Source organism: Nevskia sp., from assembly GCF_021732705.1.
Classification (GTDB): domain Bacteria; phylum Pseudomonadota; class Gammaproteobacteria; order Nevskiales; family Nevskiaceae; genus Nevskia.
The window spans coordinates 67,164-89,300 of the sequence record NZ_JAKFUM010000010.1; the positions used below are offsets into that span (position 1 = coordinate 67,164).

19 protein-coding genes are annotated in these 22,137 nt (G+C 64.5%); 11 read left to right on the forward strand and 8 right to left on the reverse strand.

The features are described from left to right. The first annotated feature begins 587 nt into the window (after window positions 1–587). The 5 genes from QZ951_RS11685 to QZ951_RS11705 all read left to right on the forward strand — a co-directional run bounded on the left by QZ951_RS11685 (window position 588) and on the right by QZ951_RS11705 (window position 8,335). Window positions 588–3,530 (forward strand): ribonucleoside-diphosphate reductase subunit alpha, encoded by a 2,943-nt coding sequence (locus QZ951_RS11685; protein WP_293000785.1) that lies wholly within the window; start codon window positions 588–590, stop codon window positions 3,528–3,530. A 738-nt stretch (window positions 3,531–4,268) separates the two neighbouring features. Further along, complete coding sequence (locus QZ951_RS11690) at window positions 4,269–5,480, forward strand: ribonucleotide-diphosphate reductase subunit beta (RefSeq protein WP_366943910.1); 1,212 nt, start codon at window positions 4,269–4,271, stop codon at window positions 5,478–5,480. A 32-nt stretch (window positions 5,481–5,512) separates the two neighbouring features. After that, window positions 5,513–5,806: a BrnT family toxin gene (locus QZ951_RS11695; protein ID WP_293000789.1), complete on the forward strand. Its 294-nt coding sequence runs from the start codon at window positions 5,513–5,515 to the stop codon at window positions 5,804–5,806. After that, window positions 5,787–6,071, forward strand: a complete 285-nt coding sequence (locus tag QZ951_RS11700) for a hypothetical protein (RefSeq protein ID WP_293000791.1) — start codon at window positions 5,787–5,789, stop codon at window positions 6,069–6,071. The genes QZ951_RS11695 and QZ951_RS11700 overlap by 20 nt, the downstream gene beginning before the upstream one ends. A 212-nt stretch (window positions 6,072–6,283) precedes the next feature. Then, window positions 6,284–8,335 (forward strand): AAA family ATPase, encoded by a 2,052-nt coding sequence (locus QZ951_RS11705; RefSeq protein ID WP_293000793.1) that lies wholly within the window; start codon window positions 6,284–6,286, stop codon window positions 8,333–8,335. Window positions 8,336–8,604: 269 nt separating this feature from the next. Here the strand turns inward: QZ951_RS11705 and QZ951_RS11710 are convergent, their stop codons facing one another. Further along, window positions 8,605–8,844 carry a hypothetical protein gene (locus QZ951_RS11710; RefSeq protein WP_293000795.1) on the reverse strand — a complete coding sequence of 80 codons (240 nt, stop codon included), beginning with the start codon at window positions 8,842–8,844 and terminating at the stop codon, window positions 8,605–8,607. Window positions 8,845–9,242: 398 nt separating this feature from the next. On the opposite strand from QZ951_RS11710, the gene QZ951_RS11715 reads away from it, so the two are divergent. From QZ951_RS11715 to QZ951_RS11735, 5 genes are all read left to right on the forward strand, one after another. Then, window positions 9,243–10,382 (forward strand): restriction endonuclease, encoded by a 1,140-nt coding sequence (locus tag QZ951_RS11715; protein ID WP_293000797.1) that lies wholly within the window; start codon window positions 9,243–9,245, stop codon window positions 10,380–10,382. A gap of 179 nt (window positions 10,383–10,561) precedes the next feature. Next, complete coding sequence (gene deoC, locus QZ951_RS11720; protein WP_293000799.1) at window positions 10,562–11,266, forward strand: deoxyribose-phosphate aldolase; 705 nt, start codon at window positions 10,562–10,564, stop codon at window positions 11,264–11,266. Further along, window positions 11,253–12,491: a phosphopentomutase gene (locus QZ951_RS11725; RefSeq protein WP_293000801.1), complete on the forward strand. Its 1,239-nt coding sequence runs from the start codon at window positions 11,253–11,255 to the stop codon at window positions 12,489–12,491. The genes deoC and QZ951_RS11725 overlap by 14 nt, the downstream gene beginning before the upstream one ends. Beyond that, window positions 12,488–13,843 carry a thymidine phosphorylase gene (locus tag QZ951_RS11730; protein WP_293000803.1) on the forward strand — a complete coding sequence of 452 codons (1,356 nt, stop codon included), beginning with the start codon at window positions 12,488–12,490 and terminating at the stop codon, window positions 13,841–13,843. Before QZ951_RS11725 ends, QZ951_RS11730 begins: the two co-directional genes overlap by 4 nt. Before the next feature lie 268 nt (window positions 13,844–14,111). After that, the gene (locus tag QZ951_RS11735; protein WP_293000805.1) at window positions 14,112–14,831 is read left to right on the forward strand and encodes a hypothetical protein; all 720 of its coding nucleotides are present in this window, start codon (window positions 14,112–14,114) and stop codon (window positions 14,829–14,831) included. A 42-nt stretch (window positions 14,832–14,873) separates the two neighbouring features. Here the strand turns inward: QZ951_RS11735 and QZ951_RS11740 are convergent, their stop codons facing one another. The 3 genes from QZ951_RS11740 to QZ951_RS11750 form a co-directional block, all read right to left on the reverse strand. Then, on the reverse strand, window positions 14,874–15,077 hold the full coding sequence (locus QZ951_RS11740) for a hypothetical protein (RefSeq protein WP_293000807.1): 204 nt from the start codon (window positions 15,075–15,077) through the stop codon (window positions 14,874–14,876). 172 nt (window positions 15,078–15,249) lie between these two features. Next, entirely contained in the window at window positions 15,250–15,945 is a 696-nt protein-coding gene (locus QZ951_RS11745) for an SET domain-containing methyltransferase (RefSeq protein WP_293000809.1), read from the reverse strand. 110 nt (window positions 15,946–16,055) lie between these two features. Beyond that, window positions 16,056–17,159 (reverse strand): alpha/beta fold hydrolase, encoded by a 1,104-nt coding sequence (locus tag QZ951_RS11750; RefSeq protein ID WP_293000811.1) that lies wholly within the window; start codon window positions 17,157–17,159, stop codon window positions 16,056–16,058. 364 nt (window positions 17,160–17,523) lie between these two features. Between QZ951_RS11750 and QZ951_RS11755 the strand changes: the two genes are divergently transcribed. Next, complete coding sequence (locus tag QZ951_RS11755) at window positions 17,524–18,105, forward strand: hypothetical protein (RefSeq protein WP_293000813.1); 582 nt, start codon at window positions 17,524–17,526, stop codon at window positions 18,103–18,105. Window positions 18,106–18,170: 65 nt separating this feature from the next. Here the strand turns inward: QZ951_RS11755 and yghU are convergent, their stop codons facing one another. The 4 genes from yghU to trxC form a co-directional block, all read right to left on the reverse strand. Next, window positions 18,171–19,046, reverse strand: coding sequence for a glutathione-dependent disulfide-bond oxidoreductase (gene yghU / locus QZ951_RS11760; RefSeq protein ID WP_293000815.1), 876 nt, complete (start codon window positions 19,044–19,046; stop codon window positions 18,171–18,173). Window positions 19,047–19,275: 229 nt separating this feature from the next. Next, window positions 19,276–20,376 (reverse strand): hypothetical protein, encoded by a 1,101-nt coding sequence (locus QZ951_RS11765; protein WP_293000817.1) that lies wholly within the window; start codon window positions 20,374–20,376, stop codon window positions 19,276–19,278. A 14-nt stretch (window positions 20,377–20,390) separates the two neighbouring features. Beyond that, a complete protein-coding gene (locus tag QZ951_RS11770; protein WP_293000819.1) occupies window positions 20,391–21,506 on the reverse strand; it encodes a phosphotransferase in 1,116 nt (371 codons plus the stop codon). Between the two features lie 140 nt (window positions 21,507–21,646). Then, window positions 21,647–22,081 (reverse strand): thioredoxin TrxC, encoded by a 435-nt coding sequence (trxC, locus tag QZ951_RS11775; protein WP_293000821.1) that lies wholly within the window; start codon window positions 22,079–22,081, stop codon window positions 21,647–21,649. Between the last annotated feature and the right edge of the window lie 56 nt (window positions 22,082–22,137).

Below are 22,137 nucleotides of genomic sequence, written 5' to 3' on the forward strand. Positions count from 1 at the left end.
CTTCGCTCTTTTCTCATGGCGGTGGTGCGTCACGGCCCCGGTCGGGCCAGGTTCGCGGCACGTGCCGGCCGGATCATGGCGCAATCGCCGGGTACGGGCGCCGCCGGGCGCGTCCGTCCGCGTGCGGGCGCTTCCCGAGGCAGCGGGCGCAAGGATCGCGCCAGCCGCGGCCACGGGGCGTGCGCGGGCGGTGTCGAAACCGGTCGCACGGCGCCGGCAGCGCGTCGTGTGGCGCTCGCTCCGGCGGCCAGCGGCGAGCTGCGCGGCGCGATCGATCTTTCGACAAAACCATTCGTCGGATGCAAACGGATGATGGGTCGTGAAAGCGGGTTTGCACCGGGGCCGACGACCACCGGCACGGGCCCGGTTTCGTGTTTCGGCAGACGCACTTAGGTCATTTATGCACAGCTTGTGCACGGTGCGTTCAATCGGCCATCAACAGACTTAACCACCGCATCTTGGGGTTGACCGCATGGATAACCCCTATATATTGATCCCCCAAGCCACCCAGATGGCTTGGACACCTTCCGTCGCATGCCGGTCCCGCACCGGCCGCAAGCCCGCCGCATTGGGGAGAATCCAGATCCATGCAAACTCAAGCTGTCACGCCGTCGACCTCGCGCGCCGCGCCGTCCGAAGCCCCGTCGAATGTCCCCAGCGCCGCTGAACTGGCCGCCACCGCACCCGGCGCGATCAAGGTCATCCGCCGCAACGGCAAGCTGACCAACTTCGACGCCAGCAAGATCGGCATCGCGCTGACCAAGGCCTTCATCGCCGTTGAAGGCGGCCAGGCCGCGGCCAGCGCCCGTATCCGCGACAAGGTCAACGAGCTGACGCAGTCGATCGTCAGCGCGCTGACCCGCCACCTGTCCGGCGGCGGCACCCTGCACATCGAGGACATCCAGGATCAGGTCGAACTGGCGCTGATGCGCGCCGGCGAGCACAAGGTCGCCCGCGACTACGTGATCTACCGCGACGAGCGCGCCCGCGCCCGCGCGGCCGAAGCCGCGGCGAAGACCGCACCGGTCGCCGCACCGACGCTGAACGTCAAGATGGACGATGGCCGCCTGCTGCCGCTCGACGAGGCCCGCATCACCCGCGTGGTCAACGAAGCCTGCGCCGGCCTCACCGGTGTCGATGCCGGCGAAGTGCTGGCCTCGGCCCTGCGCGACCTGTACGAAGGCATTTCCGAATCCGAGCTGAGCCAGGCGCTGACCCTCGCCGCCCGCGCCCGCATCGAGAAGGAGCCGAACTACACCTACGTCTCCGCCCGCCTGCTGTGCGACGCGATGCGCCACGAGGCGCTGACCTTCCTCGGCATGCCGGAATCGCGGCCGACGTTCGAGGACATGAAGGCGGTCTACGCCGACTATTTCCGCGAGTTCATCCACAAGGCGGCGGAGCTGGAACTGGTCGACTCGAAGCTGTGCCTGTTCGATCTCGACAAGCTCGGCGCCGCGCTGCTGCCGGAGCGCGACGCGAAGTTCGACTACCTCGGCCTGCAGACACTGTACGACCGCTACTTCATCCACAGCAACAAGACCCGCTTCGAGCTGCCGCAGGCGTTCTTCATGCGCGTGTCGATGGGTCTGGCGATGAACGAGATCGACCGCGAAGCCCGCGCGATCGAGTTCTACACGCTGCTGTCGTCGTTCGATTTCATGTCGTCGACGCCGACCCTGTTCAACTCCGGCACGCTGCGCCCGCAGCTGTCGTCGTGCTACCTCACGCAGGTGCCGGACGACCTGCACGGCATCTTCAACGCGATCCACGACAACGCCATGCTGTCGAAGTTTGCCGGCGGCCTCGGCAACGACTGGACGCCGGTGCGCGGCATGGGCGGCTGGATCAAGGGCACCAACGGCAAGTCCAATGGTGTGGTGCCGTTCCTGAAGGTCGCGAACGACACGGCGGTCGCCGTGAATCAGGGCGGCAAGCGCAAGGGCGCGGTCTGCGCGTACCTCGAAACCTGGCACCGCGACATCGAGGAATTCCTCGACCTGCGCAAGAACACCGGTGACGACCGTCGCCGCACGCACGACATGAACACGGCCAACTGGGTGCCGGACCTATTCCTGAAGCGCGTGATGGAAGAAGGCCAGTGGACCCTGTTCAGCCCGGAAGAGACGCCGGACCTGCACGAGCTGTACGGCAAGCCGTTCGAAGCGCGCTACACCGAGTACGAGAAGCTGGCCGATCAGGGCCGGATCAAGAACTTCAAGCGCATTCCGGCGCTGAACCTGTGGCGCAAGATGCTCTCGATGCTGTTCGAGACCGGCCACCCGTGGATCACGTTCAAGGACCCGTGCAACCTGCGCTCGCCGCAGCAGCATGTCGGTGTCGTGCACTCGTCGAACCTGTGCACGGAAATCACGCTGAACACCAAGGCGAACCAGGAAATCGCGGTCTGCAACCTGGGCTCGGTGAACCTGCCGTCGCACATCGTTGACGGCAAGCTGGATGTCGCGAAGCTCGAGCGCACCATCACCACCGCGATGCGCATGCTCGACAACGTCATCGAGTACAACTACTACTCGGTGGCCACGGCGCGGAATTCCAACCTGCGTCACCGCCCGGTGGGCTTGGGCGTGATGGGCTTCAACGACGCGCTGTTCAAGCTGCGCCTGCCGTACGAATCGGCCGAGGCGATCGAGTTCGCCGACCGTTCGATGGAAGCGATCAGCTACTACGCGATCAAGGCCTCGGCCGATCTCGCGGTGGAGCGCGGTGCCTACGCCAGCTTCAAGGGCTCGCTGTGGGATCAGGGCATCCTGCCGCTGGACTCGATCAAGCTGCTGGCCGACGCCCGCGGTCCGTACCTGAAGCAGGACACGAAGGAATCGGGCCAGTTCGACTGGCACAGCCTGCGCAACCAGATCCGCGTCACCGGCATCCGCAACTCGAACACGATGGCGATCGCGCCGACCGCGACGATTGCCAACATCACCGGCGTGTCGCAGTCGATCGAACCGGTCTACCAGAACCTGTACGTCAAATCGAACCTGTCGGGCGACTTCACCGTCGTCAACGAATATCTCGCGAACGACCTGAAGAAGCTCGATCTGTGGGACGAGGTCATGGTGCACGACCTCAAGTACTTCGACGGCAGCGTGCAGAAGATCGACCGCATCCCGGCCGAGATCAAGCAGCTGTACAAGTGCGCGTTCGAGATCGATGCCAAGGTGCTGGTCGATGCCGGCTCGCGTCGCCAGAAGTGGCTCGATCAGGCGCAGTCGCTGAACCTGTACATGGCCGCCCCGTCGGGCAAGAAGCTGGACGAGCTGTACCGTCACGCGTGGCTGTCGGGCCTCAAGACCACGTACTACCTGCGCACCCTGGGTGCCACGCACGCCGAGAAGACGACGATCCAGGACGGCAAGCTGAACCAGGTCGGCAGCGCGCCGGCCAGCCAGTCCGCCGCGCCGGCCGCCAAGGCCGCGCCGAAGCCGGCGTCGATGGCAGCCGCCAGCGAGCCGACGGCGCCGAAGGTCTGCTCGATCCTCGATCCGGACTGCGAGGCCTGCCAGTAAGCCTGCTCCCGCGTTGATGGCCGCCCCCTTCCGCCGGACGGCGGACGGGCGGAACGAGAAGCCCCGGTGTGGTTGCCGGGGCTTTTTCGTCGGTGTCACCGGCCTCATTGCGATGGCGGCGACGCCGGCGCCATGACCACCCGCAAGCCGATGCTGCCGTCACGCAAACCGTTCGTCGGCTCAAAGACGGCTTTGCAGCGAGAATCGGTCCAAATCGCTACATGTAGTGGTTTGCGAGACCAAAGACACAACTAATCGTGTCCGATGACATTTTTCGGGTTGACTTCGATCAGGTCGCGGAGCAACCTAGAGGCCGGTTTCGACGCGCGGCAGACGCCGGTTTTCCGGCCCGCCAGCCGTCAGGATCACGCCCCGCCCGGCGCTTGCCGGCAGCCTGTCGATCGATGTGCCGGCACGCTACCGGTGGCCACCCGGCCAGAACCGGCACCGTCGGCAACAACGCCAGACAGGCGTACGGTCGGGCGCGGCAAGGCCTGAGGGCTTGGTCGGTCATCGTCCGCCGCGTTGCCGGCCCCGGTTGTTCAGCAGTACCCGAATCATCGGCACCGCGTGTTGCGCTCCCGCAGCCGCACCGCGAGGCCGTCACCGTTTCACCTGCTCACGGCGCGCTGCCGCACTGGCGTTGCCGCACCACTTTCGATTCGACTTCAAGAGGACAGACACATGCTGGATTGGGATGACGCCCCGGTTGCCACCGCCCCGACCGCTTCAACGCCGATGCACGTGCCGCCGATGATCGATCCGATCGTCGCCACGCCGCGTGTCGCCGCCCCGGCTGCGCGCCCGGTCTACGCCGCGCCGACGCCGGCCGCCACGCCGCGCATTCCGGAAGCCAGCGAATTCAAGCTGACGCCGCCGCAGGCCAAGGCCGAAGCCGGTGCCACCGGCCTCGAAGACATCACCATCGGCGCACGCCGGATCCAGGTCGACGACAAGAAGATCATCAACTGCCGCGCGGACCTGAACCAGCTCGTGCCGTTCAAGTACGAATGGGCCTGGAAGAAGTACCTCGACGCCTGCAACAACCACTGGATGCCGCAGGAAGTGAACATGAGCGCCGACATCGCGCTCTGGCAGGACCCGAACGGCCTGACCGAAGACGAGCGCATGATCATCAAGCGCAGCCTCGGCTTCTTCTCGACCGCCGACAGCCTCGTCGCGAACAATCTCGTGCTCGCCGTCTACAAGCACCTGACGAACCCGGAATGCCGCCAGTACCTGCTGCGTCAGGCGTTCGAGGAAGCGATCCACACGCACGCCTACCAGTACTGCATCGAATCGCTCGGCCTCGACGAAGCCGAAGTGTTCAACATGTACCGCGAAGTGCCGAGCATCCACGACAAGGCCGCGTGGAGCCTGCCGTTCACCCAGAGCCTGGCGGATGAAAGCTTCCACACCGGCACCCCGGAAGCCGACCAGCGCCTGCTGCGTGACCTGATCGCGTTCTACGTCGTGTTCGAAGGCATCTTCTTCTACGTCGGCTTCGTGCAGCTGCTGAGCTTCGGCCGCCGCAACAAGATGGTCGGCGTGTCCGAGCAGATCCAGTACATCATGCGCGACGAGTCCATGCACATGAACTTCGGCATCGACGTGATCAACCAGATCAAGATCGAGAACCCGCACCTGTGGACGCCGAAGTTCCAGGACGAAATCGCCCAGATGCTGACCGAGGCGACCGAACTCGAAATCAAGTACGCCCACGACACCATGCCGCGCGGCGTGCTCGGCCTGAACGCCAGCCAGTTCAACGAATACCTGAAGTTTGTCTGCAACCGCCGCTGCTCGCAGATCGGCCTGAAGCAGCTCTACCCGGGTGCGGAGAACCCGTTCCCGTGGATGAGCGAGGTCATGGATCTGAAGAAGGAGAAGAACTTCTTTGAGACGCGAGTGACGGAGTATCAGACGGGTGGGGCTTTGAGCTGGGATTGATTCCGCCGCAGATTTTGAGGCTTTAATCCCCAATGATCCGGTTCGAGTGGGACCCCAACAAGGACCACGCGAACCGGATCAAGCATCGGCTCAGCTTCGAAACAGCCGTTCTGGTGTTTGACGATCCAGTCGCACTGACAATCGCGGATCGTGATTCCTCAGTCGGCGAGCAACGCTGGCAGACCATCGGCAAGGCAGGATCAGCACTGCTGGTCCTGGTTGTACATACGCACCGTGACGAGCAGGATAACGAGGTTATCCGCATCATCTCGGCCCGCCGGGCCACACCGTCGGAACGCAAACGCTATGAGCAAGCTGACCGCTAAACAGCGCCAGGAGCTGGAAGCACTCGCTGCGCAGCCGGACGATCAGATCGATACGTCTGACGCTCCCGAAATCCAGGATTGGAGCAACGCAGAACGCGGGCGCTTCTATCACAAGGATGCCGTCAAACAAATCCCGATTTATCTCGATGCCGACGTCATGGAATTCCTCGCGGACCGCGCCGAGCGCCGCAAGATCGACACCAGTACGCTGGCGAATGAGTTGCTCAAGAAGAATGTCGAACTCATCATGGCGGCGGAAGCATGAATGCCGCTCGCCGTGTCTGCACATCGAATTGAAGCAGCCTTGCACTGGCACGAAGCACCCGCTCCCATAGATAAGCAAGGTCACGGATCTGAAGAAGGAGAAGAACTTCTTTGAGACGCGCGTGAAGGAGTATCAGACCGGTGGGGCTTTGAGCTGGGATTAATAAAAGGCCGGCTTGCCGGCCTTTTTCTTATGACGGCACCGAGTTAAGTATGAAAATTAATAAAGTAAGTATCAAAAATTTCCGAAAGCTGGCTGATATTGAGTTTTCACTTAAAAAAAATATTTCAGTCGTCGTTGGCCCCAATGCTGCTGGGAAAAGTTCGATTTTCGAATCAATTCGGCTCGCCAAAGCCGTCCTATTCCCAAGAATGCAAGATGAACTGCGTAATGTGCTTATTCACCTAGGGGCAACCAGCGCACACTTCTACAATGGTCAGCTTCAATATGATTTTTCCGCGCTCGCGGGGGATGTAACTAAGCCAGTTAACATAGCGTTAACTTTGACCTTCACAGCGTCAGAGATTGAAACACTTAAACGCTGTAACACTCAGATAGCTCGGAACTTGGTCTCCGCGCAACTAGGGCGGTCGTTTGATGACCCAACCTATGATCTGCGCGCGTATTTCTCGACTAATGTCGGACAGCAAGCCCAGCTGGAAGCTTCGGCTCATGTAGAGGAAGCTTTGGCATCACTGAAACCAGACGCACCCTTCGTTACTTCAATTGAGATAACTGCAACGCAGATATCCACATCCGGCGCCATCATCAATCTCTTCGTAAGTGCGGTCGAAAGAAATCTTACCCCCGACAAAGCGATCTTTAGTTACTTTCCAGCTGATAGATCCCTCCCTCAGGGGGAAATTGCGATACAAATTGGCCCACAAGATTTTAAAGCACAAACTGATAGTCACTTTGCTACTGCAACAACAAAATATGGTCGACTAAAACAATCTGTTATAAATCAAACGCTTCTTGGAGCGATGGAAGGCATCTCAATTGAGTCAGAATTTAACAAGATATTTACAACTTTCTTGCCTGGTAAGCAGTTTATAGGCCTAAGTCAGAAACCATCTGGGCTACTTGCGGTCCTGGTTAAGGATATTACCTCCGGTAAGATTTTTGATATTGACAGCCTGAGCAGCGGAGAAAAAGGACTAGTACTGAGTTTTCTTCTCTTTCGTAATGCTATCACTGAGGGAAGTATCATCCTTGTTGATGAGCTTGAACTTCACCTTAACGCTGCAGTATGCAAAAAAATTCTTCCATACCTTGCAAAAGAAATTGTTGGAGTAACTGATTCTCAGTTTATTGTATCTACCCATAGCCCAGAGTTAATGCGTGATGCTTTCGAGCATGATGATGCTGAACTTTTTCATCTACGAAGCGACACTGATATATCTCCAGTTTTACCGCAAGATAAAATAGAAGTTTTAGAGATAGTAAGACGTCTTGGTGTGAGTACGGAAAGTGCACTAACTTCCAAAGCATTAATGTTCGTGGAAGGCGACAGCGACGTTGCAATACTGGAAGCTGCATTTCCTTCGGATTTGGTTGGCGTTCAAAGTCGCGGATTAAATGGAAGACCGGAAGTAGAAAAATCAATACGAGACCTACAGGCTGCAGAAGCAAAAGGATTACTTCGAGAACCTCAAGGCTTTCTATTTGATAATGATCGTCAGCCGACGCAATTCAAAAGCAGCAACTTAGTCAAAATTGCTCAGTTAAACAGATACTGCATTGAGAACTATCTTTTAGATGAGGAAGTACTTTACGACAAGATTCAGAAATCGGCCAAACGACCACCCGACTCCCGTGGCACTTTTTCGCGCCACATTAAAGAGCTTGCAATCGCGCAACTCGAACGAGTAATACTTAATGATTTGATCAATGAATACCGATCAATAACAGTAGCAATTAAAGCCAAAGAATTGAAAAATAAATCTGTAACTGATATAGCAAATTTACAACTACAAAAATTCAATGAAGCTGCTGATCAGTTAAGAGTATTGACCTCGAAGGCTGATTGGGAAACAGATTTTTACACGAAATTTGATGCCAGACGAGGTGAATTGCAGCCGCAATGGGAAAACGACTGGAAATCTTTGTGTAGTGGCAAGCTCCTGTTCGAAGATCTACAACGTCACTATGAAATTGGGGTAGATTTACTTAAATTTAAGACCGCGCTGGCCGAAGAATTAGGGCGGCAAAACAAAGATGATATCTTAGCGCTCCGAAGTACAGTAACGTCATTAATTTCTTGAATTAAAGGGGCTTGAGTTAAAAGGGGCCAGGCTCAATTTAATTGTTGCCAATCCCTCGCCAGCTAACTGCATCGGCGAATTACGGTGACAGCTTACAAATTCACCCAATCCCCGTGTGCGATAGGTCGCGACGTCAGACGGTAGCGATCTAGCTTACGGCCTCGCGGCCCCGCCACAACTGTAAAAAAACCTCTCACGCGTAGGCGTAAGAGGTGGCTTGTGCAACGAACCACGAGCGTTAGCGGCCTGTGGCCGCCAGCGTCTCAGGCTTATTCGGGCTTCTTTTCCTTCTTCTCGGCGGTATCGCCACCGACGCTGATCGACGTGCTGTTCTTGCCGTTGTCGCTTTCGTAGGACACGGCACCATCCTTGGCGTTGATGCTGAGGCTGGTGCTGGCAGCGGCGGCGGCCGGGGCGGCGGCGGGTGCGGCTTTCGGGGATTCGCTGCCGGAGCAGGCGCTCAGCAGCAGAACGAGGGCGGCGGCGGAGGTCAGGGTCAGAGTGCGCATGTGTGGTTTCTCGATGAGGGTCACACACGGTACGCCCCGCTACCTGAACGGCAGCCGCTGGAATCCCGAAGGATGGCGATGACCCTTTGCTGGACCGCACGCGTTCGGCGCCACTGAGGCAAGCCCACGAATCAGACGGTCCCAGTTCACCCCTGCGCTGAACTCCGGTGACACGGTGTTGGGTTGCAGCGTCCACTCCGTGCCATGGATCGCGAACTCAGGCGTATGACCTGACCTGTGGCCTTGCCCGAACGCCACCGCCGCAAGGCATTTTTCGCCGCAGGCCATGACCGGCGGCCTGTGCAACGCGCCGTGAATGGAGACGATCTGTCGTCGCCGAGAACTCAGGCTTACGCTAATGCCTTGGCTGCCGGAAGCCGTCTCAGCATCGAGGGTTCGTGAACGTGTCGAACTGCCTGAATGCCGTATTGCTGGTGGCACTGGCCGTGCTGGCGCAGCAGGCCGCCTTTGCCCAGGGAACGCAACGCCCGTTCTGGGTTTGCGTGGGGGCGGATGGCGCGCGGAAAGCGCAGGACAGGGCTTGCGACGTCCAGGATCAGACGATCAGCGCCCCGCGCGGTGCAGTGTCGACGCCACCGTCGGTTCAGCCGGCGGCAGCGATCAAGGTGGACGGTAATTTCGCGGCGGCACAGGCGCCTTCATCGGTCGACGGTCGCCCCAACCCGTTCAAGCCGATCATGGACGTTGCGGTGAAGGGCTTCGGCGTGACCGCAGTTATCCTGCTTGCCATCGGCGCGATCAAGGTGCTGGTGATCAAGGCGACGACGCGCAAACAGGGCGGGCGATCGAACCGTCGATCTAGCGGCCAACCGAACCGGCGCGCGTCGAACCCTTCAAGCCGCAACGGCGAGGCGGCGTCTCCCGTGCGGGACCCGTACGAATCGGAACCGGACGCGCCGAGCCGGCCGGCGCCGTCTGGGCCAGCCCGATCCGAACAACCTGCGGACGCTGCGCAGGCTCCGTTGACGTGGAACATCGCCCTGATCCGGGAGCTGGAGTGGAAGCGCTTCGAGGAACTGTGCATGCAGTTCTGGAACTGCAAGGGCTATCCAGCGCGACTGAGCGGTCCGGGTGCGGATGGCGGCGTCGACGTCCTGATCGCCGACCGGCGCGATCCCGGCAAGATCTTCGCAGTGGCGCAGTGCAAGTCCTGGTCGTCAAAGCCCGTGGGGGTGGAGTCAGTGCGCGCGCTGTGGGGAGCCAAGGATCACTTCAAGGCCAATCTCGCGCTGTTCTACGGCTTGTCCGGTTTCACGCCGGACGCCCGGGCATTCGCCGAAGGCAAGCATCTGAAACTGATCAGTGGCGAGGAACTGCTGCAGCAGATCATGGCGCTGACGGCTCCGGAACAAGCCGAGCTGCTGGCGACGATCACGCGTGGCGACTACACCACGCCGACCTGTCCGGCCTGCGACATCAAGATGCATCGCCGAACCGGCAAGGACGGAAAGCCGGACTTCTGGGGCTGCAACAACTTTCGCCGTTGCGGTTCGAAGCCGATCCCCCTTCGTGGCTGAAGCCCGTCGGGCCGGTGACCGGCACGGCAGTCGCCGCTCGCATCACGGCCATTGATCCGCATCGCTTCCAGCCCGACTCCCCCACCCGACCGCGGCCGTTGTGGTTCAGTATTCGCCGCTGAGCCCGGTCGATTGCACAACCGGCCGGGCCGCTCACGAATCAGGGGATTTGCCGACTCATGGATGCCGCTCGACTCGCCGGAATGATCGACCACACGCTGCTGAAAGCGGAGGCGACGGCGTTGCAGATTCGCCAGCTGTGCGCGGAAGCGGTCGAGCACGGCTTCTATTCGGTGTGCGTCAATCCGCGCTGGATTCCGTTCGCGGTGCAGTGCTTGGACCATGCGCCGGTGCTGCCGATCACGGTGGTCGGCTTTCCGCTCGGCGCGAGCCTGGCCGGTGCCAAGGCGCGGGAAGCGCGCGAGGCGGTGGCGGCCGGCGCGCAGGAGATCGACATGGTGCTGGACGTTGGCGGCGCCAGGTCCGGCCTCTGGGACGAGGTGGCGAACGATATTCGCGACGTGGTCGCCGCCAGCGGCGGCAAGCCGGTGAAGGTGATCCTCGAAACCTGTTACCTGAGCGATGACGAGATCCGCTTGGCCTGCGCGGCGGCGGCGGCCGGCGGTGCGCGCTTCGTGAAGACCTCCACCGGCTTTGGCTCGGGCGGCGCCACCGCTGCCCACATCCGCCTGATGCGGAACTGCGTGGGCGCTGATCTCGGCGTGAAGGCCAGCGGCGGCATTCGGGATACGGCGACGGCGCTGGCGCTGGTCGAGGCCGGGGCCACTCGGTTGGGCTGCTCGGCGTCGATCGCGATCATTCGCGGACTGGCCGCATCGACAACGGCGGCGACTGCCGACGGCGGGACGCATGGCCTGTATTGATCGCGTCATCCTCGTGGTGCTGGATTCCGTCGGCGTCGGCGCGGCGGCGGATGCCGCGCGCTTTGGCGATGAGGCCGCCCACACGCTGCGGCATGTCGCCGAATGGTGCCGCGATCATCAGCCGCCGTTCGCGCTGCCGAATCTCGAACGCTGGGGCCTCGGCAACATCGCGGCCGTGCCCGGCTGCGGCGCGGTGGCTGCGGCGCAGGCCGCGACCGCGCGCTTGCAGGAGCTGTCCCCCGGCAAGGACACGACGACCGGGCACTGGGAAATGGCCGGGCATGTGCTGCAACACGAATGGCCGCTGTTTCCGCAGGGTTTCAGCACCGAGCTGATGGAGCGCTGGTGCCGGGACAACGATCTGCCCGGCTGGCTGTGCAATCGGCCGGCGTCCGGCACGGCGGTGCTCGACGAGTTCGGCGACGAGCATCGGGCATCCGGCAAGCCGATCGTCTACACCTCCGGCGACAGCGTGTTTCAGGTCGCCTGCTCGGAAGAAACCTTCGGGCTTGAGCGCCTGTACGCGATCTGCCGCTCGGCCCGTGCGCTGCTGGACCCGCTCGGCGTGGGCCGCGTGATCGCCCGGCCCTTTATCGGCACGGGCACGGGGTCGCAGGCCGGCGCCTACGTGCGCACCGAGAACCGCCGCGATTTCAGCATGCCGCCGCCGGCGCCCAATCTGCTTGATCTGCTGGTGGCGCGGCAGCATGTCGTGGCCGGCATCGGCAAGATCGAGGACATCTTCGCGCACCGCTCGGTGACGCTCGTCGAGCACACCGGCCGCAACGAGACCAGCCTTGCGGCGACGGTGGAAGTCATGGCGCGCACGGCCGGAAGCCGAGGGCTGATCTTCACCAACCTGATCGACTTCGATCAGTTGCACGGCCATCGCCGCAATCCCGGCAGCTACGGGCAGGCGCTGATCGATTTCGACGCCTTCCTGCCCACGCTCGAAGCCGCCTGCGGCCCGCGCGACCTGCTGGTGCTGACCGCCGACCACGGCAACGACCCGACGCATCCCGGCACCGATCACACCCGCGAGGACGTGCCGCTGCTGTTCTGGAGCCCGTCGGCCGCGTTCAAGGCGCAGGACTTCGGCACCGTGCCGGGCTTCACCAGCATCGCGCGGCTGACGCTCGACAGCCTCGGGCTCGACGATGCGCTGGTGCAGCTCGAAGATGCCGCGCGCAGCCCGGCGCTCGCGGCCGCGAGCGGTCTGGCATGACGGCCGCACCTGCGTTCCTGGTCTCGGAGCTGCTGCGGAAGAAGCGCGACGGGCTGGCACTGAACGATGACGAGATCGCCTTCCTCGTGCGCGGCTTTTCCGATGGCTCGATCCCGGACTATCAGGTCGCCGCGTGGCTGATGGCGGGCTACCTGAAGGGCTTTTCGCGCCACGAAACCCTGTTCCTGACGCGCAGCGTCAAGGAATCCGGCCGTTGCTTCGACTGGCGTGCGCTCAGCGCGAACTTCCACAACGCGGTGTTCGCCGACAAGCATTCGTCCGGCGGCGTTGGCGACAAGGTATCGCTGGTGCTGGCACCGGTCGCGGCCTGTCTCGATCTCAAGGTGCCGATGATGAGCGGCCGGGGCTTGGGCCACACCGGCGGCACGGTCGACAAGCTGGAATCGATTCCCGGCTTCACCATGCAGCCGAGCGAACGGCAAATGGTGGAATGGCTGGATCGCACCGGCGTCTGCCTGACCGCGCAATCGCACGACCTGTGCCCGGCCGACCGCAAGCTCTACCACCTGCGCGATGTCACCGCGACCATCGACAGCGTGCCGCTGATCACGGCGAGCATCGTGTCGAAGAAGTGGGCGGAAGGGGTGGACGTGGTGGTCTATGACGTGAAGTGCGGCGAGGCCGCGTTCATGACCGACCTGCCGCAGGCGCGGGCGCTGGGCCGTTCGCTGGTCGATGCCACCGCCGGTGCCGGCATCCGCGCGCTGGCCTGCGTCACGCGCATGGACGAACCGCTCGGCAGCATGATCGGCAACGCCAATGAAGTGACCGAATGCCTGTGGATGCTGCGCGACGACTACCCGAGCGCGAACCATCGCCGGCTCGCAGCACCACTGCTGGAATTGTCGCTGCGGCTGGCGGCGGAGATGGCCGTGCTCGGCGGCACGCGCGGCACGATGGCGCAGGCGATCAGCGATGCGCGGGCGGCGATCACGTCGGGCCGCGCGCTGCAGGTGTTCATGGACATCGCCCGCAACCAGGGCGCGGTGGCCAGCTGGGAAAGCCGGCTGCCGCAGGCGGCGGTGACGCGTGTCGTGAAGGCGACGCGCAGCGGCACGATCACGCACATCCACGCGCGCCGGCTCGGGCTGGCCGGCATCCGCATGGGCGCGGGCCGCGCGACCGCGGAAAGCCGGATCGACGTGGCCGTCGGCATCGAGATGCTGGTGCGGCCGGGCGACGTCGTCGCGAACGGCGACGCGCTGATGCGGCTGCATCTGCAGGCCGGCCAGACGGTGGAGATCGAGCCCGAGATCGAGCGGATCTTCGGCTTTGATGATCCGTCCGGACCGCCGGTGTCGGAACTGCTGATCGAGCGGATCACGGCCTGACCGGACGAGGACCGGGACGAGGCTGCAGACGCGGATGGCGGCCGCGGCCAGCCGCTGGCGATTGATCGTCGTCCATGGTCCCGGCGCCGTCGCGGTGTAAAACCCCGATGGAGCCCGTCCCGTCCACGGCCACGCGCCGTCGACGGTTGTGATGCAGCGCTCATTGCGGGTCGCGATCGCCCTGTCTGTGTTTCATCGTCCGTTCCTACTATCAACTGGCAGCCGTGGCGGTTGCGCGAGCCGTGAGTGATCAGACTGGGAGACGACGATGAATCCGTTAAACGCATTGAATCAGTTGCAGGCGAATCCCGATCACTTCTTCCGCTACTACCCGATCCGCATCGCTGGCGCCTCGGCACCGTGGGTGCCGGGCGCGGCCAACCTCAAGCCGTTCTACCTCGCCAAGAAAGGGGCCGGCCATGCCGGACAGATTGGCGGGCAGGTTCGAAAGGAGGGTCATTACGGCGCAACGCGACCGGGCTTCCTGCACACGAAGGAGATTTCGAGCTTCTTCCTGCAGGAGGGCGTGATGCCCAACAGCACCGGGCCGTTTCAGACCCTCGGCGTGCCGATGGTGAATTACAACTCAATGTTGTATGGCTGCCCGAATCTGGCCGGCAACATCGGGGCGATGCCGCACTATGTGGTCGACCACTCGGCCAACCTGATGACGACGGGACAACTGTCCGGCTGCACTTTCGCGTGGATCACGCAGGGTGCAGATCTGTGGTGCATCCATGTCCAGCCGAAGGACGGAATCGTCGGCACCGTGCTGCATACGCAACTGGACGTGAACGGCCATTTCGCGGCCGCGGCCGGTGTGCCGCTGCAGACCTTTGGCCCCAACGACTACCACGGCGCTCGCGCCACCGTGATCGGCGTCCGGCATGCCGGCGCCTGGCGGCTCTACGCACAGACCTCGATCGACATGTTCTCGACCATCAGCGGCGCGTGGCGCCTGCATCCCGGGCCGGTGGTCGCGCTGTAGCAGCACCGCACCGCCGCGCGCGCCGAAGCGATCAGCGATCGATCAGCCTTCGTCCGGCGAATCAGCGCTGCCATCCGGCAGCCCGCGCCCGATCGCGTTGCGGATGAACTGGCGGCCGTAATGACGGTTGCGCCGGTTCTTCTTGGCATCGGCGCGCTGCTCGTTGCGCTTGTCGACGATGATTTCGTCGAGACGGCTCAGGTCGTCGAGGCTCTTCAGATCGTTCGGGGAATTGCGCTTCGGCATGACGGATTCGGGGCCAGCGCGGATGGTGCCGCGCGCGGTGATCGTAGCGTGTCGATCGCTCCGGAAGTGCTCGCGATGGCGTTCGCCGGCAGTCGTTCACGGTGGCCGCCGCTGATTCTCCTGGGCGTGGTGGACAGGGCCGTGGCCGCTGCCGATGAAGGTTGCCCAACCCTCAGCCGATGCGCTGGAACCAGGCGGCGATCTGCGCCTTCGGCAGCGCGGCGATCTCGGGCGGGCGCTCCGCCTCGCAGCGGCTGCAGCGACACAGGAAGCGGAAGTCCTTCAGCAGCTGCGCGTTGCGCGCGAACCAGTCGAGCGCGAGGAACGAATCGTCGCCGAGATAGTTCCAGCAGATCGCAGTGCCGGGCGCGATCGGACGGGTCGCGATCAGCAGTTCCAGCAACGGCTGGCCTTCGCTGGCGCCGAGGCGCGCGTTCGGGTCGCAGGAGTGATTCGAGCGGCTGACGATCGGCCACAGGCCGTAGCCGATCACGCCGCCCTGCGCGTAGCGGATGTTGTTCGCGGCAACGCGGTGATAGAGCTGCGTGAGCTTCTTCGGATTGCGCCGGTAGACCGCGGCGTAGTGCGCGAGCCGTTCGGTCTCGCGCCCGCTCAGCGTCCAGACGCCGAGCTTGAGGTCCGCCGCACGGTCATGCGCCTCGCGGTCCTGCGTCGCGAGGATCGATTCCAGCAGCAGCAGCGCGCCGTCGTCTTCCTCGTGCGGCTGGACCTCGACGAAGGCGATCGGATATTCGGCGACGAGCACCGCGCCGGGCTCGATGGCAGCGGCCGCCAGCAGTTGCCGTTCCTCGCCCCAGCGTTCGATGCGAACCAGCTCGGCGTAGGCGGCAGGCAGTGACACCGTCATCGCGGCGTTCTCGTCGTGCGGTTGGACATCCGGCAGGCCCCTCCCGAGGCAGGCAATCCGGCGACGCGCAGTCTAACGAGCGCGTGCCCCGCCCGGCAGTGGCGCGGCGATCAGGCCGAGCGCGCCGCCAGCCAGTCGCCGACCAGCGGCCAGACCGTGGTCGGGGCCTGATTGCCCGACACGATGGCCATGTGGCCGCCGGGCACGACCTCGACCTTGACGTCGCGGCTGGCGACGAACTTCAGCAGCGCCCGGGTGCAGGTCGGCGTGACGATCGGATCGCCGCGCCCGGCGACCAGCAGCAGGTTCGCCCGGATCGCCGAGAGGTGGGCATCGCTGCCCGGAATCGGCAGGCGGCCGGCGGCCAGCACGTTGTCGGCCCACAGGTACTGCACGGTGTCCTGAATGACGCCGCCCGGGTAGGCCACCATGTCGTCGAGGAAAGCGGCATGGGTGGCGTGCGCGGCGACCTTTTCGCGGTCGTGCAGCTCGGTCAGCAGATCGAGATACGGCCGCAGGCTGGCGGCGGGCGCGGTGAGCTTGTACAGCGCGCTGTTGAACCAGCCCGGCGCGCGCCACAGCCGCGGCGGCGTGGCATGCGGGCGCAGCGCGCGCACCTTGCCCAGCCCGCGGATCACACGGCTCAGGCGCTGGTGCTGGCGGCCGATCGCGCCGTTGTCGTGGTAGTCGCACGGCGCGCCGAGCAGCACGAGGTTGCGGATGTCGGCGTCGCCGCTCCACGCCGTGTAGCCGTACGCGAACAGCCCGCCGAAGCTCCAGCCATGCAGGCTCAGCGTCCGCGTGCCGGCATGCGCCCGCACCTGGGCGAGCAGGGCCGGCATGAATTCGGTGATGTAGGTCTTGAGCCGCCAGTGATCGTGCGCAGCGTCCGGGCGGCCCCAGTCGATCAGGTAGACCTTGCAACCGCGCGCCAGCAGGTCACGAACGAGACTGCGCTCCGGAAACAGGTCGTAGATGGTCATGTTGACAGCGAGCGGCGCCACCAGCACCACCGGCACCGCGTGCACCGGCGTGGCCGTCGGCGTGTAGCAGCGCAGCTGGATGATGTCCTGCGTGTGGATGACCTCGAACGGCGTCTGCCCGGACTGCACCAGCGTGTCGGCGGCGAACAGGCGATCGCGCAGGTTGTTCAGGCGTCGGGCGGCACCCCGCGCGGCACGGGCCGGCGAGCGAAGACGGGCGGTCACGGACATCGGCAAGCAGTCTCGACAGGGGCCTTGCGGCCGTGGGATTTCGGGCGGGCGCGCAGCCCGGCGCAGGGTCGCGGCGGGCAAGCCGGTTTTTGCGCGGCCGCAGTGTGCACGATCGTTCACTCGCTGCCCACTGCCGCCGAGCGTCGACTGCTCACGGATCGATCGTCGTCCGATGACCGCGATTCGCTGCGGCCACCAACGACGCGACGAACCGCGTCGCGCCGCCCGCGCCGGCCGACATTGGCGCGCGATCGGCATCGGGAACTCGGTCACGAACGGTGGACGCAATCGGTTGCAATGAGAACAATCGTTCACTAAATTGAACACAGGATTATTCAGCCCGTCCACCGCAGGGAGTTTCGACATGGCGATATCGCGCGTTCCGCTGTACTTGCTGACCTCCACCGTGCTGGCCGCCGTGTCGGCGTTGCCGGCGACCGCGCAGCAGGCCCGCGCCTCGGTCGGCGTCAACGTCGACGTCGAAGTCGGAGATCGCGACGGTCGACGACACGACGACCGCTATTACGGACGCCACGACGACCGCTATGACGATCGCTATGACGATCGCTATGACGATCGCTATGGCGGGCGCTACGACGATCGCTATGACGACCGGGGTCCCGGTCGTCGGCCCGGACTGGTCGGCGGCATCATCGGCGGCGCGCTGGGCGTGGCGGACACCGCGACGCGCGGCGCCCTCGGCGTGGCGGGCGATGCGACGCGTGGCGGGCTCGGCCTTGCCCGCGACGTCACCCGCGGCAGCCTCGGCATCGCCCGGGACGCCACGCACGGCGCGCTGGACACCGCCGGTGGCGTCGTCCGCGGCACGACCCGCGGCGGCGTGAATGTCGGTGTCGACGCCCGCGTCAACGCCAGCGCCGGCAATGCGCGCCGCCCGGCACCGGCGCCGCGCCGTCGCGACGACTCGCGCGACGACCGCCGCTAGACCGCGGACTCACCTTGGTCCGGTCGCCGCCGGGCAGCACGCTGCGGCGGCGATGCCCGTCGCGATCAGGCCGGCTTCTTCAGCTTGTCGAGCGTGCCGGTCTCGAAATCGCTGGCGTCGTGACGCTCGTGCAACTGTGACGAGGCCTCGCCCCACAGGCGGTTGACCATGCGGCCGCGCTGCGAGGCCGGGCGCTCGTTGATCTGATCGGCCCAGCGCACGACGTGGCGATACTCCTGGACCTGCAGGAACTCGGCGGCGTCGTACAGCAGGCCCTTGACCAGCGCGCCGTACCACGGCCACGTGGCGATGTCGGCGATGCTGTATTCGTCGCCGGCGAGATAGGCATTCGTGGCCAGATGCCGGTCGAGCACGTCGAGCTGGCGCTTGACTTCCATCGTGAAGCGATCGATCGCGTACTCGATCTTGAACGGCGCATAGGCGTAGAAATGCCCGAAGCCGCCGCCGAGATACGGCGCGCTGCCCATCTGCCAGAACAGCCAGTTCAGCGCCTGCGCGCGAGCCGCCGGGTCCTTCGGCAGCAGCGCCCCGAACTTCTCGGCGAGATACAGCAGGATCGCGCCGGATTCGAACAGGCGGGTCGGCGTCGGCGTGCTGTGGTCCATCAGCGCCGGAATCTTGGAATTCGGGTTGACGTCGACGAAGCCGCTGCCGAACTGATCCCCCTCGGTGATGCGGATCGGCCAGGCGTCGTACTCCGCACCCGCATGGCCGAGTGCCAGCAGTTCCTCGAGCATCACCGTGACCTTGACGCCGTTCGGCGTGGCCAGCGAATACAGCTGCAGCGGATGCCGGCCGACCGGCAGCACCTGCTCCTTCGTCGCGCCGGCAATCGGACGATTGATGTTGGCGAACTGGCCGCCGTTGGGGCTTTGCCAGGTCCAGATCTTCGGCGGCTTGTAGGTCGGGGTATCGGACATGGCGGGGCTCGGTGGATGCGGATGCAAGGGACAGACGGGAAGACGGCGCACGACACGGACGTGCCGGGTGCGAGGGATGGACCCTGCCCGGCTCGCCGAGTTCGATCGACGCGAGGTGCCGAGGGTGCCCCGGCACGGCCGCCCCAGCAAGCCGGTGGCGACCGCGGTCAACGCCGCGCGGCGTCGATCTGCACGCCGGCGCGATCCGCGGCGCTCGGTCAGCCGCTGCTCACGGCATCGGATCGAGCAGGCCGGTCAGGCCCAGTGGCTGGTACGGTCCGATCAGCAACTGCTCCATCACGCCGTAACCGTGCTGCACGCGGCCATCGGCGTGCGTCATCGTGGCGTGGACGAAGGCCTGGATGTGCGTGTACGGCGGCGCGTGGGTCTTGATGTCGGCGGTGCGGATCTCGTCATAGCCGATCGCCAGCGGGCCCTTGTTCAGGCCGTGCGCCCAGTCCGGATTGAAGTAGCCGAGGCCGGTCATGAAGAACGGCCACTTCACCGTGACATCGATCCGGCTTTCGTCGCCATTGCGATGCACGAGCTTGTACACGGCCGCCTCGGCGTGGCGCGTGCCGGACGGAATGCACAGCGCCGAGGTCGCGCGGCGCATGTGATCGACATCGCCGCTGCCGCGCCGGCCGATCACGGCATCGGTGTTCCACGGCTCGCCAAACTCGTCGGCATTGAGGTGGTACAGCACGTAGCAGTCGTCGAAGTGCAGCGGCGACCAGATCCAGTGGAACTGCGAGAAGTTCGGCGGATCCATGGCTTGCGGGTCCGGCAGGCCGATCGGCCGGACACCCCACGAGCGGTCGCGGGTGCCGCGGGTACCGGCGACGTCGAAACGCCGGCCCTTGAGTTCGACCCAGCCGCTGTAATCGCCCTGCTGGGTCAGCCGGGTCAGGTCCATGAACATGCGCGGACCGTTGCGGCGCGTGTAGCGCGGCTCCTCCAGCACGTCGGCATAGCCGGTGAACAGCAGGTCGGCCTTCAGGCCGTGCTCGGCGGAATCGACCCGCACCCGGAGCTGCTGCAGCGGCACGACGACGTCGATCGCGATCGGCCCGACCGTCGTGTCCATGCGCTCCATCTTCAGGTGCCGCGAGGCATGCAGGTTGTGCTGCACGCCGTCGACGACGACGCAGAACGACGCATCCATCACGTTCAGCAGCGGATAGACGCCGAGGGCCGCCGCGAAGTACAGCGTGCCTTCCGGGTTGTAGCCGTTGAAGAAGTAGCGGTCGTAGAAATTGCGATCGGTGCCGGCGTAGGCAATCGGCTCGGCCGTCTGGTGAATCGGGTAATCATCGCCCTTGGTCAGCATGGTCAACGCTCCGGTCAGCGAATCAGCGACAGCGTGTCGAGGTCGACCATCTGCCGGGCATGACGATTGATCATCGTGCTCAGCATCCGGTCGCCGCGTTCGGTCGGGGTGGTGATGGCGGCGCCGACCACGGCCATGATCAGGCCGTGCGCGGCGGTCAGCCGGTAGTCATGCCAGCAGCGGTCCCAGTCGTAGTCGCGGATGCCGCGCGCCAGCAGGGCCGCGTGATAGCGGCGGGCCAGCCGTTCCTCGTTCGCGCGGCGATCGTCGGCAAGCAGGCCGGCGCCGATGAAGTAGGCGACGTCGAGCACGCCGGGACCGGCCATCAGCGTCTGCCAGTCGAGCGCGGCGACGGGTGTTGCGCCGCCGCGGGCATCGAACAGGATGTTGTCGAGCCGGTAGTCGTGATGGGCGATGGTGAACGGCGCGGTCTGCTGCGCGAACCATGGACCGATCACGGCCGCGAAGGCATCGAGGATGGCCGGCACGCCCGGCTCCAGCAGCGCCGCGAAACGCGGCTTGATCGCCGCCACGCATGGCGGCAGTTGCGCCGTGTACATGCCGACCATCTGCGCGCGCGCCATCCACGGCTGCGCCAGCGTCTCGGCATCGCCCCAGACCGAGGCGTGGATCGCGGCGGCGGTGTCCATCGCCGCCTCGGCGTCGGCAACGCTGCAGCCGGTCAGCTGATCGCCGCCGCGCGCCGGTGCCAAGTCTTCGAACAGCAGGCAGAAGGTCGCGCCGTCGGCGCTGACGTCGGCGAAGTAGGTCGTCGGCACCGGGCCGCCGATGCGCGGCGCGATCACCTGGTAGAAACGCGTCTCGCGCTCGTACAGGCCGAGCGCCGCTCCGGACGCGCGGCTGGTTTCGCCGGCGGCCTGCAGCTTGGCGACGAGGCTGGCCGGCGCACCGGCTTCCGGCTGGTCGTAGCCGAGCTTGATCCGCAGATTGGTGCCGAGCATGCCGTTGCCGACCGGTGTCGTCGTCGCGGACGTGACCGTCGCCGTCCTGAGCTTGCCGACCGCGCGCAGCACCGTGGTCAGCCAGACCGGTGTCAGGCCTTCCGGACCCGGAATCAGGGGATGACCCGCAGCCGGGTCGTGCCGCAGCGGGGCGGTCGGGGTGTTCATGGGGTCTCCTCGCACTGGAAAGTGGACTGCCCGGCTGGCGTGGTCGCTGCCGGATCGATGACGGCGCGTGCCGGTGTCATCGGCACATTTCCGATTCTAGCGACCGCCCCGAGTCGCCGAACCCGAACTTGCTGCCGGGGTCAGCCGAACTGCCCGGCCCACTTCAGCAGCGCCGGCAGCGGCAGGGCGCCGCTCTGCCGCGCCAGTTCCCGGCCGCCCTTGAACGCGATCAGGGTCGGAATGCTGCGGATGTGGTGACGCGCGGCGATCGCCGGCTCGGCTTCGGTATCGAGCTTGGCCAGCCGCAGCCGCGGTTCGAGTTCGGCGGCGGCGCGCTCGAAGCTCGGCGCCATCGACAGGCAGGGGCCGCACCACGGCGCCCAGAAATCGACGATCAGCGGCAGTTCGCCACGCGCGAGCTGGACATCGAAATTGGCGCGGGTCAGCACCAGTGGCTGGCCGGTGAACATCGGCTGCGTGCAGCGACCGCACATCGGGCTGACCTTCGGGCGCTCGCGCAGGCGCTCGTCCGGAATGCGGTTGGTGGTGTTGCAGTGCGGGCAGGCAACGAGCATCGAGGCCACTCCAGAAGCAGCGGCCGGATCGGCCGCCGCGATGCTGGCGATGTGCG